Source organism: Rhizobium terrae, from assembly GCF_003425685.1.
Classification (GTDB): domain Bacteria; phylum Pseudomonadota; class Alphaproteobacteria; order Rhizobiales; family Rhizobiaceae; genus Neorhizobium; species Neorhizobium terrae.
Map to the genome: position 1 here is coordinate 179983 of NZ_QJKM01000002.1, position 15365 is coordinate 195347.

Here is a 15365-nt window from a genome sequence, read left to right on the forward strand (position 1 = left end):
AAGTGTTTTGCCATGTTGCGCAGCCAGGATGCTTCGGTTATGGTCGAAGTATGAAAGAAGGTCCGGACATAGCCAGAATCGGCACCCTGATCGGCGATCCCGCCCGCGCCAACATGCTGACCGTCCTCAGCGGCGGCCAGGCATTAACGGCGACCGAGTTGGCGCAGGCGGCAGGCGTGACGCTGCAGACGGCAAGTTCGCATCTGTCGAAACTCGAAGATGGCGGGCTGATTTCGCAACGCAAGCAGGGCCGGCATCGCTACTTCACGCTGGCCGATGCCGCCGTCGGCGCCCTCCTCGAAAGCCTGATGGGATTTGCGGCAAGCAGAGGCCATCTGCGCCACCGGCCGGGACCGAAGGATCCGGCGCTGCGCAAGGCGCGCGTCTGCTACGACCATCTGGCCGGCGACTACGGTGTCAGGATGCTCGACAGTTTCGTGGCGCGCGGCGCGATCGAGACGGACGGAGAGAACCTGACGATGACCGAGGAAGGCCGCGCCGAACTCGGCAAGCTCGGCATCGATCTTTCGAAACTCGCCTCCAGCCGCCGGCCGCTCTGCAAGTCCTGCCTCGACTGGAGCGAACGGCGCTCGCATCTGGCCGGCACGCTCGGCAAGGCACTGCTCCAGCATTTCATGGAAAAGGGCTGGGCACGGCGCAGCGAGGAAAGCCGCGCCGTGCTGTTTACGCCGGAAGGCGAGCGGAAATTCCTGTCGCTGTTTCCGGTCTGAGCATCATCGCCTTCAGGCCTCGATCCGCAGCTTGCCGCCATAGATGGCGACGCCCTTCAGCACCGCCGCCGCCAGGGCAGATTTCAGCGCAGCGCCGATGAAGAAGGGCATGACGCCGAGCAGCCATGCCTTTTCCGCACCGATCATCGCCCCGAGCCAAACGCCGCCGATCGCAAGGCAGAGGATGTTGGCGGCAAGATGCGCAATAAAGCTCGCCATCACCTGCTCGCCCGTCCAGCCCCTTTCCGCCAGCCAGCCGGTCAACACCGCGATGATGGGGAAAGACACGAGATAGCCACCGGTCGGCCCCATGAAATAGGGAATGCCGCTTGCGCCATTCGCCCAGACGGGCAGGCCGATCATGCCTTCGGCGATCCAGGCCAACACGGTGAAACCCCCGAGGCGCCAGCCGTAGAGAGCGCCGATCATCGTCACCGCGAAGGTCTGCATGGTGACAGGCACGGGATACATGGGTACCGCGATGCGCGAGGCAATCGCCAATCCCAGCGTGCCGGCCAGCACGAAAAGCGCCTTCATCAGGACAGATCGATCCGCAAGGCGAAAGGGATCGAATGCAAGCGTTTGGCGGGAATTGTTCAGGGACATCAAGCTCTCCTTTCAATATTATAGATAATTTCTATTACAATCTATTTTATGCGTGTTTTTTTGAAGAAAGCAAGCCACCCACAGCCAATATCAAGGGCAGGAGGCAGTTATCGCACGGAGGCATTTGCCGAAATCCCATATATCCGAGAGGTTTCGCGGCGGAAATTTTATCTATAATTTTGATTGCGATCAGCCGACGATGGCGAAAGTCTCACGAGCAACGCCCGCAGGGGTCGGTTGCGGGCCGCGGCCGATCCATTGCACGTGTTTCTGGAGAATAACGGCCGCCTCTTCCGCCTTGCCCTGACGCAGAGCGGCAAGGATGGCGCGATGATCGTGGTCGGTGCGCTTTTCCCAGCCGGTCTGCCAGGCGGAGAACAGGAAACGGGCGCTTGCGGCGTGCAGATCGTCGATCGAGGCGAGCAGGCGCTTCATGCCGCAGGGCGCGAGGATCAGCCGGTGGAAGCGGCGGTTTGCCTCCTCCCAGGCATGAACATCGGCGGCGGCGTCACCCTCGCGGGTCGCCTCTTCGGCAGCATCCAGAATGGCGGGCGTCAGGTGGCGGGCGGCGTGGCGTAATGCCAGCCCTTCCAGCGCGGCACGCATCTCGGCCACTTCGCGCACTTCGGCGAGATCGAAGGAAGCGACGCGCACGCCGCGGCGCGGTTCGCTGATCGCCAGCCCCTGCGCCTCCAGCCGGCGGAAGGCCTCCCGCACGGGCACGTGGCTGGTCCGAAATTCCTCGGCGACGTGATCCTGACGAAGACGGGCGCCCGGCGCAAGTTCGCCGCGCACGATGCGATCGGCGAGCACCCGGCTGATGCGGCTGGCGATGGTATCTTCCGGCTCCTTGCCCATAAGCGTTCCTTAGATGGCTGTCGGAGGCTTGTCGAGAGCCGCCCGCTCCGCTTCCAGCTGCCATGCAGGAGTATCGATTGAGCTTTTGGCAAGACGGGTATAAAAGGCGCCCCTCACTTCACCTACAGGGCCTTCCATCATGAGCGGTTTCGACCTCATCATTTTCGATTGCGACGGCGTGCTCGTCGATTCCGAAATCATCGCGGCGCAGGTCGAATCGAGACTGCTGACGGAGGCCGGCTATCCCATCAGCGTCGAGGAAATGGGCGAGCGTTTCGCCGGGATGACATGGAAGAACATCTTGCTGCAGGTGGAGCAGGAGGCCAATATCCCGCTTTCCGCTTCCTTGCTCGACAAGTCGGAACAACTGCTCGACGCGCGCCTCGCCCGCGACGTGAAGATCATCGACGGCGTGAAGTTCGCACTCGCCCGGATCACCACGCAGCGCTGCATCTGCTCCAATTCCAGCAGCCACCGGCTCGACATGATGCTCGAAAAAGTCGGCCTCAAGCCCTATTTCGCGCCGCATATCTATTCCGCCAAGGATCTCGGGCCCGACCGCGTCAAGCCGAAGCCGGACATCTTCCTACATGCGGCGAAGCAGTTCGGCGTGTCGCCGGACAAATGCCTGGTGATCGAGGATTCCACCCACGGCATCCATGGCGCCAAGGCGGCCGGCATGCGGGTCATTGGCTTCACAGGCGCATCGCACACCTATCCGAGCCATGCAGACCGGCTGACGGATGCCGGCGCCGAGACGGTGATTTCCCGCATGATGGACCTGCCGGCGGTCATCGCCGCATTGACCGAATGGGCGGGCGCGTTCTGAACAAGGGGTTTCCCTGTGCGTATTTCAATGCCTTAGGGCATTGAGGCAACGGGTAGGAGCTCTTCGATCGGGACATTCGCCCCGACCGCTCTACGGGCCGCTGTTTCGCCGCTTTCGGTGAAATCAGCTCCGGCGGGTCGGCTTCTTCGTCGGGGCGCCGGTATCGTATCCCAGCCGAACGCGGGTGAAGCGCGAGGCGCCGCCCTGGGCATTGGGGATCTGCACGTCCGGCTTGTTGAAGATGAACTGGGTGCCGCCGGCAGGCATATCGACCGGGAACGCCACTTTCTGTGAATAGATGATGTTGTCGCCGTCGACCACTTCGACGAGGATCGGCAAGGTGATCTTGCCGGGTGTGCCGGCCGGCCCCTGGACGAGGCGCCCCTGGGCCACGACGTTGATCGTCAAGGTCGTTTCGTTGGCGGTGCACTGGCGCGTCGCATCGGCGAGCGAGGCCTGGTAGAGAAGCTTTTCGGGGTTCTTGTCGCCGCCGCGGGCATAGACCTGGTGGATGGCCGTCTGCTCCAGCATGACCACCGGCGGGCAAAAGGCCTGCACGACCGGCGTTATGGCCTGTTGAGGCGGTGCTGCCTGGGCGGTCGGCGTCAAGCCTTCGGTCGGCGACGAGGAATTGCAGCCTGCGAGAGCCGCCAGGGAAACCGCCAGAAGACCACGCGAAATCTTGCCAAACACGTTACTCAACCTCTTCCATCCCATCACATTGCTGGCGACCGGACATGTCATTTTCCAGTCTTTCACCGCTGATTTCGATGGTCTATATCAGCGGCGCGAATAAAAATCGATTGGGGATTGACGGTCGTGGACTACATTTCTACCCGGGGCGAAGCTCCTGCTCTCGGATTTCGTGACGCGCTGATGGCCGGCCTTGCCCGCGACGGCGGTCTTTACGTGCCGCGCGAATGGCCGAGCCTCACCAAAAAGGAGATCCGGGCCCTGCGCGGCAAGTCCTACCAGGACATCGCCTTCGAGGTCCTGAAACACTTCGTTGATGGCGAAATTCCGGCAGACAGGCTGCAGGCGATGATCGGCGAAGCCTATGCCACCTTCCGACATCCGGCCGTCGTGCCGCTCGTCCAGACCGGCCCGAACGATTTCGTGCTCGAACTCTTCCACGGCACGACGCTCGCCTTCAAGGACGTGGCGATGCAGCTTCTCGCGCGGCTAATGGATTATGTCCTGGCCGAACGCGGCGAACGCGCGACGATCGTCGGCGCAACATCGGGGGATACCGGTGGGGCTGCGATCGACGCCTTTGCCGGGCGCGAGCGCACCGACATTTTCATCCTCTTCCCGCACGGCAAGGTTTCGCCGGTGCAGCAGCGGCAGATGACGACGTCCGCCGCCGCCAACGTGCATGCTATTGCGGTGAAGGGGAATTTCGACGACTGCCAGAACCTGGTGAAGGAAATGTTCAACGACGTGGCCTTCCGTGACCGCATGAAGCTTTCCGGGGTCAATTCGATCAACTGGGCGCGTATCATGGCGCAGGTGGTCTATTATTTCACCGCAGCTGTCTCGCTCGGCGGTCCGGATCGGAAAATCTCCTTCACCGTGCCGACCGGGAATTTCGGGGATATCTTTGCCGGTTACGTGGCCAAGAGGATGGGCCTGCCGATCGACCGCCTGGTGATCGCCACCAATGACAACGACATCCTGGCCCGCACGCTGAAGACCGGCCGCTACGAGATGAAGGGCGTCAAGGCGACGACCTCTCCCTCGATGGACATCCAGATCTCGTCGAATTTCGAGCGGCTGCTGTTTGAATCCTACGGCCGCGATGCAAGTGCTGTGCGTTCTTCCATGGCCGGCCTGAAACAGTCCGGGGCTTTCGAGATCAAGCCGGATGCGCTTAAAAGCATCAAGCGCGAATTCCGCGCCGGACGCGCCACCGAACGCCAGGTCGCGGCGACGATCCGCGAGACGCTGTCGGCCTCCGGCTACCTCCTCGACCCGCATACGGCAACCGGCGTTTTCGTCGCAAAGAAGAATGCAAAGCCGGCGAGCCCGATGGTGACGCTTGCGACTGCGCATCCGGCCAAATTCCCGGCCGCGGTAAAATCCGCTTGCGGAATTGATCCGGCGCTTCCATCATGGCTTGCTGATCTAATGCAAAGGGAGGAGCGCTTCGATATCTTGGAGCCTGCGCTTAAGGCCGTCGAAACCTTCATCGGCCAGCATGCCCGCGCTTGAGTGCTAAGAGTATCGGCGGCGCCGGAAAGACTTGGATATGAATGTAGAAATCACCCGGCTCGCCTCCGGTCTGACCGTCGTCACCGAGAACATGCCGCATCTGGAGAGCGTCGCACTGGGTGTCTGGATCAAGTCCGGGTCACGCAACGAGACCGAGGATGAACACGGCATCGCCCACCTTCTCGAACACATGGCCTTCAAGGGCACGGCCCGGCGCAGCGCCCGCGACATCGCCGAGGAGATCGAAAATGTCGGCGGCGAATTGAACGCCGCCACCTCCACCGAAACCACCTCCTATTATGCCCGCGTGCTGAAGGACCATGTGCCGCTTGCGGTCGACATCCTCGCCGATATCCTAACGGAATCGGAGTTCGATGAGGAAGAACTCCGCCGCGAAAAGCATGTCATCCTGCAGGAAATCGGGGCCGCCAACGACACGCCGGACGACGTGATTTTCGACCGCTTCTCGGAAGCTGCCTATCGCGGCCAGACGCTCGGCCGACCGATCCTCGGCACGCCGGAAACGGTCAAAAGCTTCACGCCCGACCAGATCCGCAGATACCTCTCTCGCAATTATACCACCGATCGGATGTTCGTGGTCGCCGCCGGCGCCGTCGATCACGACGCATTCGTCAAACAGGTGGAGGAGCGCTTCGCCAACCTGCCGCTGACGCCGAGCACACCGCCCATTTTCGATACGGCCCGCTATATCGGCGGCGACGTCCGCGAGACCCGCGATCTCATGGATGCGCAGTTGCTGATCGGCTTTGAGGGCAAGGCCTATCACATGCGCGACTTCTACTGTTCGCAGATCCTTGCGAACATCCTCGGCGGCGGCATGTCGTCGCGCCTCTTCCAAGAAGTGCGCGAACATCGTGGCCTTTGCTATTCGGTCTATGCCTTCCACTGGGGCTTTTCCGACACGGGCATCTTCGGCATCCATGCCGCAACCGGTGGCGACGACCTGCCGAAACTGGTGCCGGTCGTCATCGACGAACTGCGCAAGGCCTCGGAGACGATCGAACAGCAGGAGATCGACCGCGCTCGCGCCCAGATCCGTGCCCAACTGCTGATGGGCCAAGAAAGCCCGGCTGCCCGTGCCGGCCAGATCGCCAGGCAGATGATGCTTTACGGCCGGCCGATCCCCAACCCGGAAATGATGGAACGGCTCGCCGGCATCACCACCGAACGGCTGACCGATCTTGCGGGGCGGCTGTTTTTCGATACAGTCCCCACGCTGTCGGCCGTCGGTCCGATTGATCAACTCGCATCCATGACCGATATCACCGCGGCGCTTTCCTCGCCTGGGTTTCAAACCAAGAAGGTTGCCGGCTAAGCCGGCCCCCCTGCCCGGAGCAGAATAATAATGGCGAAGTCGGTGTTTCGGTTCCTGTCGCGACAGCCGGACACACCAGAGCTTTATGGCGAGAACCATCTTCTGCGCCTGCCTCGCTATTCCGATTACAAGCAGTGGCAACGGCTGCGTTCGGAAAGCCGCGGTTTTCTGCAGCCTTGGGAACCCATCTGGCGGCCGGACGAGCTGACCGAGGGCTCGTTTCGGGCGCGCGTCGTCAGGAGCGGACAGGAATATGCCGCGGGGCTCGCCATGCCGCTCCTTCTGTTCCGGCGAGGGGACGAGGTCCTGCTCGGCGGGCTGACGATCGGTTACATCCGCCGGGGAGCGGCGCAAAGCTGCATGATCGGTTACTGGATGGGCGAAAAACATGCCGGCCAAGGCCATATGTTGGCCGCATTGAACGTGGCTATCCCGTATATCTACCACGGACTTCAGTTGCACCGGATCGAGGCAGCCTGTATTCCGGAAAACTGGAAAAGCGTCCGGCTTCTTGAAAAGGCCGGCTTCGAGCGGGAAGGTCTTTTGCGCAAATACCTCAAAATCAACGGCGAATGGCGCGACCATCTGATGTTCTCCCGGTTACCGGAAGACGGTGAATTCGGGAAGATGCTGAAACCATGAGCGGCCGGAGATTGCCTATCGCCTCGTTGATCCGCTGGTTTCCGACGCTGGTCTTGATGTTTGTCGCAGCCATCATCATCGCTGCCGCCCCGGTTGCCCGGGCTGCCGAGCCGGTAAAGATTTCGCGAGACGACACCGCGCTCGATCTGACCCGGACGACGGATATCTACACCAATCAGGGCGAAGCCTTTCAGGTCTCAACAGCCGCCGGCTCCGACGGCATCCGCCGTCGCATCGAGGTGCGAGCCAGTTCTCCAGGGCACCAAGGAGACTGGGCCGTCTTTGCGCTTTCCAACGTTTCCGAAGAGCAGCTCGAACGGGTGATCGTCGCGCCGCATTTCCGGCTCGCCAATTCCAAGATGTTCTGGCCGGACCTCGGCTCGCAGCGCATCATCTCGATCACGCCCTCGGAAGGTTTCGCGCTCGACCGCATTCCGAGCCCGGACGCCGACGGGTTCCGCATCACGCTGAACCCCGGCTCGACCATCACCTTCGTCGCCGAACTCGCGACACCATCGCTGCCGCAGATCTATCTCTGGCAGCCGGACGCCTACAAGGACACGGTCAACTCGTTCACGCTCTATCGCGGCATCGTGCTCGGCATCGCCGGTCTGCTTGCAGTGTTTCTCACCATCCTCTTCGTCGTCAAGGGCACGTCCATGCTGCCGGCATCCGCCGCGCTCGCCTGGGCGGTGCTTGCCTATATCTGCGTCGACTTCGGCTTCCTCGATAAGCTGATCACCATCACTTCCGGCGATCAGCGCATATGGCGCGCCGGCGCGGAAGTGGCGCTTGCCTCCTCGCTCGTCATCTTCCTCTTCACCTACCTCAATCTCAACCGTTGGCACGTGCATCTGGGCTATGCGACGCTTGCCTGGATCGTCGGCCTGGTTTTGCTCGGCGGTGTCGCGATCTACGACCCTTCCGTCGCCTCGGGCATTGCCAGGCTTTCCTTCGCGCTCACCGGCACGGTTGGCATTCTGCTGATCATCTATCTCGGCTTCAACCGCTACGACCGCGCCATTCTCCTGGTGCCGACCTGGGCGCTCATTCTCGTCTGGCTGTTCGGTGGCTGGCTGACGGTCACCGGCAAGCTCGACAACGACATCATCCAGCCGGCGCTCGGCGGCGGCTTGGTGTTGATCGTGCTGCTGATCGGCTTCACGGTCATGCAGCACGCCTTTGCCGGCGGCGCCTATCAGCAGGGCCTGTTCTCCGATCTGGAGCGTCAGTCGCTGGCGCTGACCGGCAGCGGCGATACCGTCTGGGACTGGGACGTGGCGCGCGACCGGGTGGTCACTACGCCCGATATTTCGCTGAGGCTCGGGCTCGATGCGGGCGCCATTCATGGTCCGGTCCGCAACTGGGTGCCGCGGCTGCATCCGGACGACCGCGATCGGTTTCGCGCTACCTTGGATGTTCTCCTTGAGCATCGTCGCGGGCGGCTGAACCATGAATTCCGCATCCGCGCCGAAGACGGGCATTTCCACTGGCTGCAGATCCGCGCCCGGCCGGTGCTTGGCTCCAACGGCGAGATCATCCGCTGCGTCGGCACGATCATCGACGTCACCGAACAGAAGAATTCCGTCGAACGCCTGCTGCAGGACGCGCTGCACGACAACCTGACCGGCCTGCCAAACCGACAGGTCTTCCTCGACCGCCTGCAATCGGTGCTGACGCTAGCGCCGAGCGGCGATACCGTGCGCCCGACCGTAATGGCGATCGATATCGACCGCTACAAGCAGGTGAACGACAGTCTCGGGATCGCCGCCGGAGACAATATCTTAATCGCGCTGACCCGCCGCCTGCGCCGCCTCCTGAAGCCACAAGATACGCTGGCGAGGCTTTCCGGCGACCAGTTCGGCCTGATCCTCGTATCCGAGCGCGATCCGGCCAAGGTGGCGGATTTCGCCGACGCGGTCTCCAAGGCGATCATGGTGCCGATCAACTTCGCCAATCGGGAAATCATCCTGACGGCCTCGATCGGGCTTGCCTCATGGGTCGATCAGCAGGAGAGCGCGACTGGCATGCTCGCCGATGCGGAACTTGCCATGTACCGGGCGAAACGCGCCGGCGGCAATCGTGTGGAGCCCTTCCGTCCGGCCTTCCGGGCTTCGGGCACCGACAAGCTGCAGATCGAGACGGATCTGCGCCGCGCCATCGAACGCAAGGAACTGTCGCTCGCCTACCAGCCGATCATCCGGTTGAAGGACGGCGAACTTGCCGGCTTCGAAGCGCTGATGCGTTGGGACCATCCCAAACGCGGCCCTATTCCACCATCGGAATTTATTCCGATCGCGGAGACCTCCGATCTCATCGGACCTCTCGGTCTCTTTGCCATGGATCGCGCCGCGTCCGACCTGATGACCTGGCAGGGCCAGACCGGCGACCTGCCAGTGTTCGTTTCGGTGAACCTTTCGAGTGCCCAGCTTCTCAACGCTGACCTCTACAACGACGTGCGGGCGCTTCTCCAGAAGACGCAGGTCAATCCGAGTCAGCTCAAGCTAGAACTTACCGAATCGCTGATGATGGAAAATCCGGAACAGGCGCGGCTTGTTCTCGGCAAGCTGAAGGAGACCGGGCTGAGCCTCGCGCTCGATGACTTCGGCACGGGTTATTCGTCGCTCGCCTATCTGACGCAATTTCCCTTCGACACCATCAAGCTCGACAAGGCGCTAGTTCGAAATACGGCGGAAAAACGCGCCATCCTGTTGCGCTCGGTCATCGCGATGGCCCGCGCGCTGGAGATGTCGGTCGTTGCCGAAGGGGTGGAGACGGACGAGGACGCCGCCGAACTTGGCAAGATGGGCTGCCATTTCGGCCAGAGCTATCTGTTCGGGCCGCCCGCCCCGGCCGATGCGGTACTGAAGCTCCTCAAAGAACGTTTTCCGCTGACCAAACGGGCCTGACTTGCGTAGGGATCAGGGCGAGGGCAGCATTTGCAACCAAAGGTGCATATTTCGAGACGATGGATATGAAAGCATCTTCAAAAATATGAAAATGCATATTCCGGGTTGACGAAACCGTGATTTTACCCCTTAATTTAATGGGGTTTCTGAATGCGCCCCAAAACTATCCCCCGCCTTTCGATCCACCGAAAGGCGGGTTTTACTTTTTGAGATGGTCGTGGATAAGCCGGTGGACGAATTCCAGTTTGGCCACCACCGCCGGCGACAGGATGAACGGATAGAGGTCCGGCACGCCCATCGACCGGTGCAGACTGTTGATCGCGACGCTGAAGGGGATCCAGGCGGAGACAAGCTGCTCGGCGCTCTGGGCATTATAGGGATTGAAGGCGACTTCGGCAGCCAATTCCTCATGCCGCCGCGGTTCGATGGTCATGCCATAGGCGTGTGCGGTCTCCAGCGTATCGACGATGTGGAGGTAATGCGCAAAGCATTCGGCAAAATCCTCCCAGGGATGCGAGCTTGCATAAGTGCTGATAAAGAAGTCTTGCCAATCCGGCGGCGGCCCCTCTTCGTAATTGCGTTTCAGCGCCTCCGCATAGTCGAACGTCTCATCGCCGAAGACGGCCCGGAATTCAGCGATCCTGCTGCGGTCGCGCACCAGCTTGTCCCAGATATAATGACCGGTCTCATGCCGGAAATGGCCGAGCATGGTGCGATAGGGCTCGTTCATCGAAACACGCACCTGTTCGCGGGTGACGTCATCCGCCTCCGCCGCGCGGATGGCGATCAGGCCATCCTCGTGGCCGGTCATGGCCGGCACGACGGTGCCGTCGTTTTTGACCTCGTCCACCAGGAAATCGAAGACGAGCCCGCCTTCCGGATCTTCCGCGCGGTTGGTGCGCGGCAGGTCCCAGCGCAAGAGCGAATAGAAGAGGTGCCGCTGCGCCTGGCTGATGCGGCGCCACTGGCTGAGGCCCACCTCGGTCGAGGCGTCTGGGACCAGCCGGTTGTGCCGGCAGGCGGGGCAGAAACTATGGGGATCGTTCGCAAGGACCGTCCAGTTGCAGATGTCCATCGACTCGTTGGCGCAGAGCCGCACCTTGTGGGCCGGTACAGCGACGAGGCGCCAGGTGCCGTCCTCCTCTTCCTCAAGCGCATGCATGGCCATCATTTCCGGCACGAAGGCCAGCCGATGGCCGCAGTTGACGCAGGAGCGATTGTCGAAATGGATTGGCTGGCCGCAGTGATCGCAGTCGTAGAGGCGCATGGGGACGGTCCCGTCGCATGAGGAGCTGATACAGAAAACCTGCCCCGGCCGAAGCCGGAACAGGCTTGAGTCTACATGAGGCCGAATGAGGCCGAGAGACCTTACATACGATCGACGACGCCCTTGGCAGCGTCCTTGAGTTTGCCTTTGGCCTGCTGCGCGTGGCCCTTGGTTTCCTGGGCGCCGCCCTTGGCCTTGAGTTTCGGATTGTCGGTCATATCGCCGGCGGCCTGCTTGACCTTGCCGGACATTTCATTGGCCTTGCCGGCCATCTTGTCGCTGGTGCTGCCCATCTTCTTTCTCCTCGCCGCGGACATTCATCGTCCTGCGGGGGAGAAAACGCAGGCGGCGCGGGCTTCGTTCCAAGCCATTTGAAGATTTAATGTTTTTAAGCGTGCCCGGCTTCGCTCGATAACATTTCCGGGCTGACGCCCATCAAGGCCAGAGCCTTTTCGTATTTGCCGTCCAGCATGCGGTCGAAGATCAGGTCCTCGGTGGCAGGGCAGTTCAGCCAGCCATTGTTGACGATCTCCGCCTCGAGCTGGCCGGGACCCCACCCGGCATAACCGAGCAACATCGTGGCTCGCGCCGGCCCGCGTCCGTCGCAGATGGCGCGGATAATGTCGAGCGTGGCGGTGAGCGAGATGTCGTCGCTGACGGGAATGGAGGATTCGCTCGTGAAATCATCCGAATGCAGCACGAAACCGCGGCCCGTCTCCACCGGACCACCCGACAGGATGGGAAAATCACGGGTAGAGCCGGGCAGCATGATCGCCTCGTTCTGATCCATGAGCTTCAGATGCAACAGAACGTCGGTAAAGGAGATCTGCTGGGACCGATTGATGATGAAGCCCATGGCACCGGCTGGCGAATGGGCGCAGACATAAACCACGGCGCGGGTGAAATTGCCGTCACGCATGCCGGGCATTGCGATCAGGAACTGGCCGTCCAGAAAGCCGCGTTCGCGCTTGTCTTTCAGGGTCGAAAAAACCATGACGCCTCCGGCCTGCCTTCCGGCCCGGCCTCCGGGCGGGAGAGCTTTAGATCCTACCATTTGATCAAGATGGGGCAGTCCGGCCTATCAATCAACCGAAAATGATCGGCTTTCGCGGGGTCGTGACTGGTCCGAACCCGTCTGATCGATTAAATGTCTGGCCGATGACGACAATTTCGCTGCGAAGCCTTCCGACCCGCGCACCTCTCGCGCTCGCCGCCTGTATTACTGCGGGCGCGGTTCTCGGCGTGGCAAATATCAGCTGTGCGGAGACCACGCCCTGGGCCATCAACGAGGGCGGCCGCATGCGCATCGTCGCCATGCCGCCGGAACCTGACGGGACGGTGCGCGGCGCGTTGCAGATCGAACCGAAGCCCGGCTGGATCACCTATTGGAAGGAACCGGGCGATGCCGGCATTCCGCCACAAATGGTGTTTTCCAAGGCGGGCGGCGTGACGCTGTCGCATATCGGCTATCCCGTGCCGAAGCGGATAGACAACGGCAAGCTGCGGGACATCGGCTACGATCATCCGGTGGCATTGCCCTTCGAGCTCCAGGTCGAGCAATTCGGCAAACCGCTGAACCTTGGCGCTTCCGCATTCGTCGGGCTCTGCCGCAATATCTGCATCCCCTTCCAGGCGGAATTTTCACTGAAGCTCGCTCCCGTCAACGGCACGCCGGTCGAAGAGGCGATGATCCTGAATGCTGCCGCCTCGAAACTGCCGGAACCGCCTTCGGACGATTTCGCCGTCACCCACTATGCCATGACACACGGGCGCGAAGTGCTGAGCCTCAAGCTGAAGCTGCCGTTGGGAACCTTTGCCCCGCCGCAGGTGATCGTCACCGGGCCTCAGGGACACGTGTTGTTCGACGGCGTCAATGGCCGCCAAGATGGCGACGGCTATTCGCTCGACATGCCGGTGGGAAAGCTTCCCAAGGGTTATGATATCAAGGGCAAACGCTGGGGCATTCTCGTGGTCGCCGGCAATCGCGCCATGGAAACCTCGCTCGCCTTTGAATAGACCGGTCTCTCGCCAAACAGGCCGGCAGGGCCTGTTCTCTGGCTTGTCTTATGACAAGTCAGGTCTATAGTGCGCCGCGAAAGGCGGGCCGGAGGCATGTGCCCGCGAGAACCGAGGAGATCTCTCATGACCATCACGATCGGCGACAGACTGCCTGCAGCCAAGTTCAAGGAAAAGACCGCCGACGGCCCAGTTGAAATCACCACCGAACAGCTTTTTGACGGCAAGAAGGTCGTAGTTTTCGCCGTTCCGGGCGCATTCACACCCACCTGCACGCTGAACCATCTGCCTGGTTATCTCGAAAACCGCGACGCGATCCTGGCGAAGGGCGTCGACGACATCGCCGTCATCGCCGTCAATGACTGGCATGTCATGGGCGCCTGGGCGAGCCAGACCGGCGGCATGGGCAAAATCCACTTCCTTGCCGACTGGGACGGGGCCTTCACCAAATCGCTTGGCCTCGATATGGACCTTTCGGCCGGTGGGCTCGGCATCCGCTCGAAACGCTATTCGATGCTCGTCGAAGACGGCGTGGTGAAATCGTTGAACATCGAAGAAAGCCCCGGACAGGCAACCGTTTCGGGTGCCGCGGCAATGCTGGAACAGCTCTGACCCGTTTGCGTTCCGCTTTGGAAAAGGGCGTTGAGGCGCCTCAAACCCTTGGATATTTTTAACATCGATGTTCACGGCGGAAACGGCTCGGCGCAGTTGAGTGCCGAGCCGAAATCACGAATTAGCCTCTCCCGCTAGCTTCTCTCTGCAGATGCGTTCCACGAGCTCCTGCAGTACTTCTATGCGTTCGATCAGCCACCGAAGCTCCTCCTCGGTGATCTCGTAATGGGGTGAATATCTGGCATCCACGTATGCGCGATCGAGTCTTTCGAAGCAACGACGGGCAAATTTCGTGTCCCGCGGCCAAACCTCGATCAATCGCGGTTCGATGCGCTCCGCCGAGGAGCGAAGTGATTTAAGCCGATGTGATTTCGGGCTGTACAGGGTCAGGACGAGCAAGACGCAGTGGTAAAGGCGTTCAGCCGCCTGATGGAGATCAAAGGCCGCATCATTCCAATAGCGCCTTCGAAACTCTTCTTTTGCTACCTCTAGACGCCTTGCGGCGCTTGGGTACCAATGATCAAAATAACCTTTGGCTTCCACAACCGCGTCGTGCAGCGAGAGAGGCTTCGGCGAAACAAACGGATGGCCTTCCTTTTCATAGAGGATGACGCCGTCGCGGACGATATCGATGAAAAACGGCCTTCCGCGCGCCAACTGGTCATTCACGTCCTGCAGCGTATGGACGATGACGTTGACCGGCGTCTCGATCGTCTTCGTAACCAACAGCTCCCGCAAAAAATGATCCGAAACGTCGTGCCACAGCTCATTTTCCTCGCCGACGCTTTTGATGTTGACGACAACCAGGATGTCGTAGTCGGACCGGTAACCGCTCTTGTGGTCCTCAACCCAATCGCCCCGGCCATATGAACCAAAGAGGATAACCTTTAAGATCCGGCCGGCGCGTTGTTTTTCCGAAAGCTTGGTCTGTTGGGCGGCTTCGAACTCCTCGAAGATGATTTTCAAGGCGCGCGAAAGCTCCCGCTGCTTGCGGTCTGGAAGATGCCCAAGGGCCTCGTTGTCAGTCACCCCAACACCTGTGTCCATTGTTACCTTCCGCGGCTCGCGCGCCTCACGCCAGAAAGCGAGCGTTCAGAATTGGTGAAGGCTGAACCATCGTCAACTTTTCCTTCAATGATATACAACCTTAAGGTCGCGCTCGCTAGCAGCCGGAGCTGGTACCACTGCCGAGATTTTGGCGTCGGGCCGTGCCGTGAGACACTCCCTCACCCAACTTGCACGGGCTCGGAGCCAGTCGTCCCGTCTTGTTCAGTTTAAGCCTTGGCAAAAGCGATGTGCAAACAGCGCAAGTCCGCAAGCAGCTTCACGAACATCGTATCCCGCACGT

General features: G+C 61.0%; 14 protein-coding genes and 1 pseudogene. 8 read left to right on the top strand and 7 right to left on the bottom strand.

The window, feature by feature from the left end:
- The first annotated feature begins 50 nt into the window (after window positions 1-50).
- Entirely contained in the window at window positions 51-731 is a 681-nt protein-coding gene (locus DMO26_RS03835) for an ArsR/SmtB family transcription factor (RefSeq protein ID WP_117190703.1), read from the top strand.
- A gap of 12 nt (window positions 732-743) precedes the next feature.
- On the opposite strand, the gene DMO26_RS03840 is transcribed toward DMO26_RS03835, so the two are convergent.
- On the bottom strand, window positions 744-1337 hold the full coding sequence (locus DMO26_RS03840; protein ID WP_117190704.1) for a biotin transporter BioY: 594 nt from the start codon (window positions 1335-1337) through the stop codon (window positions 744-746).
- Between the two features lie 189 nt (window positions 1338-1526).
- Window positions 1527-2195 carry a GntR family transcriptional regulator gene (locus DMO26_RS03845; RefSeq protein ID WP_117190705.1) on the bottom strand — a complete coding sequence of 223 codons (669 nt, stop codon included), beginning with the start codon at window positions 2193-2195 and terminating at the stop codon, window positions 1527-1529.
- Between the two features lie 139 nt (window positions 2196-2334).
- Between DMO26_RS03845 and DMO26_RS03850 the strand changes: the two genes are divergently transcribed.
- Window positions 2335-3024 carry an HAD family hydrolase gene (locus DMO26_RS03850; RefSeq protein WP_117190707.1) on the top strand — a complete coding sequence of 230 codons (690 nt, stop codon included), beginning with the start codon at window positions 2335-2337 and terminating at the stop codon, window positions 3022-3024.
- A gap of 123 nt (window positions 3025-3147) precedes the next feature.
- On the opposite strand, the gene DMO26_RS03855 is transcribed toward DMO26_RS03850, so the two are convergent.
- The gene (locus DMO26_RS03855; RefSeq protein WP_117190708.1) at window positions 3148-3717 is read right to left on the bottom strand and encodes a PilZ domain-containing protein; all 570 of its coding nucleotides are present in this window, start codon (window positions 3715-3717) and stop codon (window positions 3148-3150) included.
- Between the two features lie 126 nt (window positions 3718-3843).
- Here DMO26_RS03855 and thrC point away from each other — a divergent pair, with 126 nt between their 5' ends.
- The 4 genes and pseudogenes from thrC to DMO26_RS03875 form a co-directional block, all read left to right on the top strand.
- Entirely contained in the window at window positions 3844-5235 is a 1392-nt protein-coding gene (gene thrC / locus DMO26_RS03860; protein ID WP_117191019.1) for a threonine synthase, read from the top strand.
- Between the two features lie 37 nt (window positions 5236-5272).
- Window positions 5273-6571, top strand: coding sequence for a M16 family metallopeptidase (locus DMO26_RS03865; protein WP_117190710.1), 1299 nt, complete (start codon window positions 5273-5275; stop codon window positions 6569-6571).
- A 30-nt stretch (window positions 6572-6601) separates the two neighbouring features.
- Window positions 6602-7213 carry a GNAT family N-acetyltransferase gene (locus DMO26_RS03870; RefSeq protein WP_162894702.1) on the top strand — a complete coding sequence of 204 codons (612 nt, stop codon included), beginning with the start codon at window positions 6602-6604 and terminating at the stop codon, window positions 7211-7213.
- A gap of 92 nt (window positions 7214-7305) precedes the next feature.
- A pseudogene (locus tag DMO26_RS03875) lies at window positions 7306-10122 on the top strand (EAL domain-containing protein); the annotation flags it as partial.
- A 199-nt stretch (window positions 10123-10321) separates the two neighbouring features.
- Here DMO26_RS03875 and DMO26_RS03880 read toward each other — a convergent pair.
- From DMO26_RS03880 to DMO26_RS03890, 3 genes are all read right to left on the bottom strand, one after another.
- A complete protein-coding gene (locus DMO26_RS03880; protein ID WP_117190712.1) occupies window positions 10322-11389 on the bottom strand; it encodes a zinc-binding metallopeptidase family protein in 1068 nt (355 codons plus the stop codon).
- Between the two features lie 101 nt (window positions 11390-11490).
- Complete coding sequence (locus tag DMO26_RS03885; RefSeq protein ID WP_117190714.1) at window positions 11491-11682, bottom strand: CsbD family protein; 192 nt, start codon at window positions 11680-11682, stop codon at window positions 11491-11493.
- A 95-nt stretch (window positions 11683-11777) separates the two neighbouring features.
- Window positions 11778-12383, bottom strand: a complete 606-nt coding sequence (locus tag DMO26_RS03890; RefSeq protein ID WP_117190716.1) for a YqgE/AlgH family protein — start codon at window positions 12381-12383, stop codon at window positions 11778-11780.
- 164 nt (window positions 12384-12547) lie between these two features.
- On the opposite strand from DMO26_RS03890, the gene DMO26_RS03895 reads away from it, so the two are divergent.
- Together DMO26_RS03895 and DMO26_RS03900 are read left to right on the top strand one after the other, a co-directional pair.
- Entirely contained in the window at window positions 12548-13405 is an 858-nt protein-coding gene (locus DMO26_RS03895; RefSeq protein ID WP_162894703.1) for a protein-disulfide reductase DsbD domain-containing protein, read from the top strand.
- Window positions 13406-13531: 126 nt separating this feature from the next.
- Complete coding sequence (locus DMO26_RS03900) at window positions 13532-14017, top strand: peroxiredoxin (RefSeq protein WP_117190718.1); 486 nt, start codon at window positions 13532-13534, stop codon at window positions 14015-14017.
- 114 nt (window positions 14018-14131) lie between these two features.
- On the opposite strand, the gene DMO26_RS03905 is transcribed toward DMO26_RS03900, so the two are convergent.
- On the bottom strand, window positions 14132-15064 hold the full coding sequence (locus DMO26_RS03905; RefSeq protein ID WP_117190719.1) for a HEPN domain-containing protein: 933 nt from the start codon (window positions 15062-15064) through the stop codon (window positions 14132-14134).
- Window positions 15065-15365: the final 301 nt, after the last annotated feature.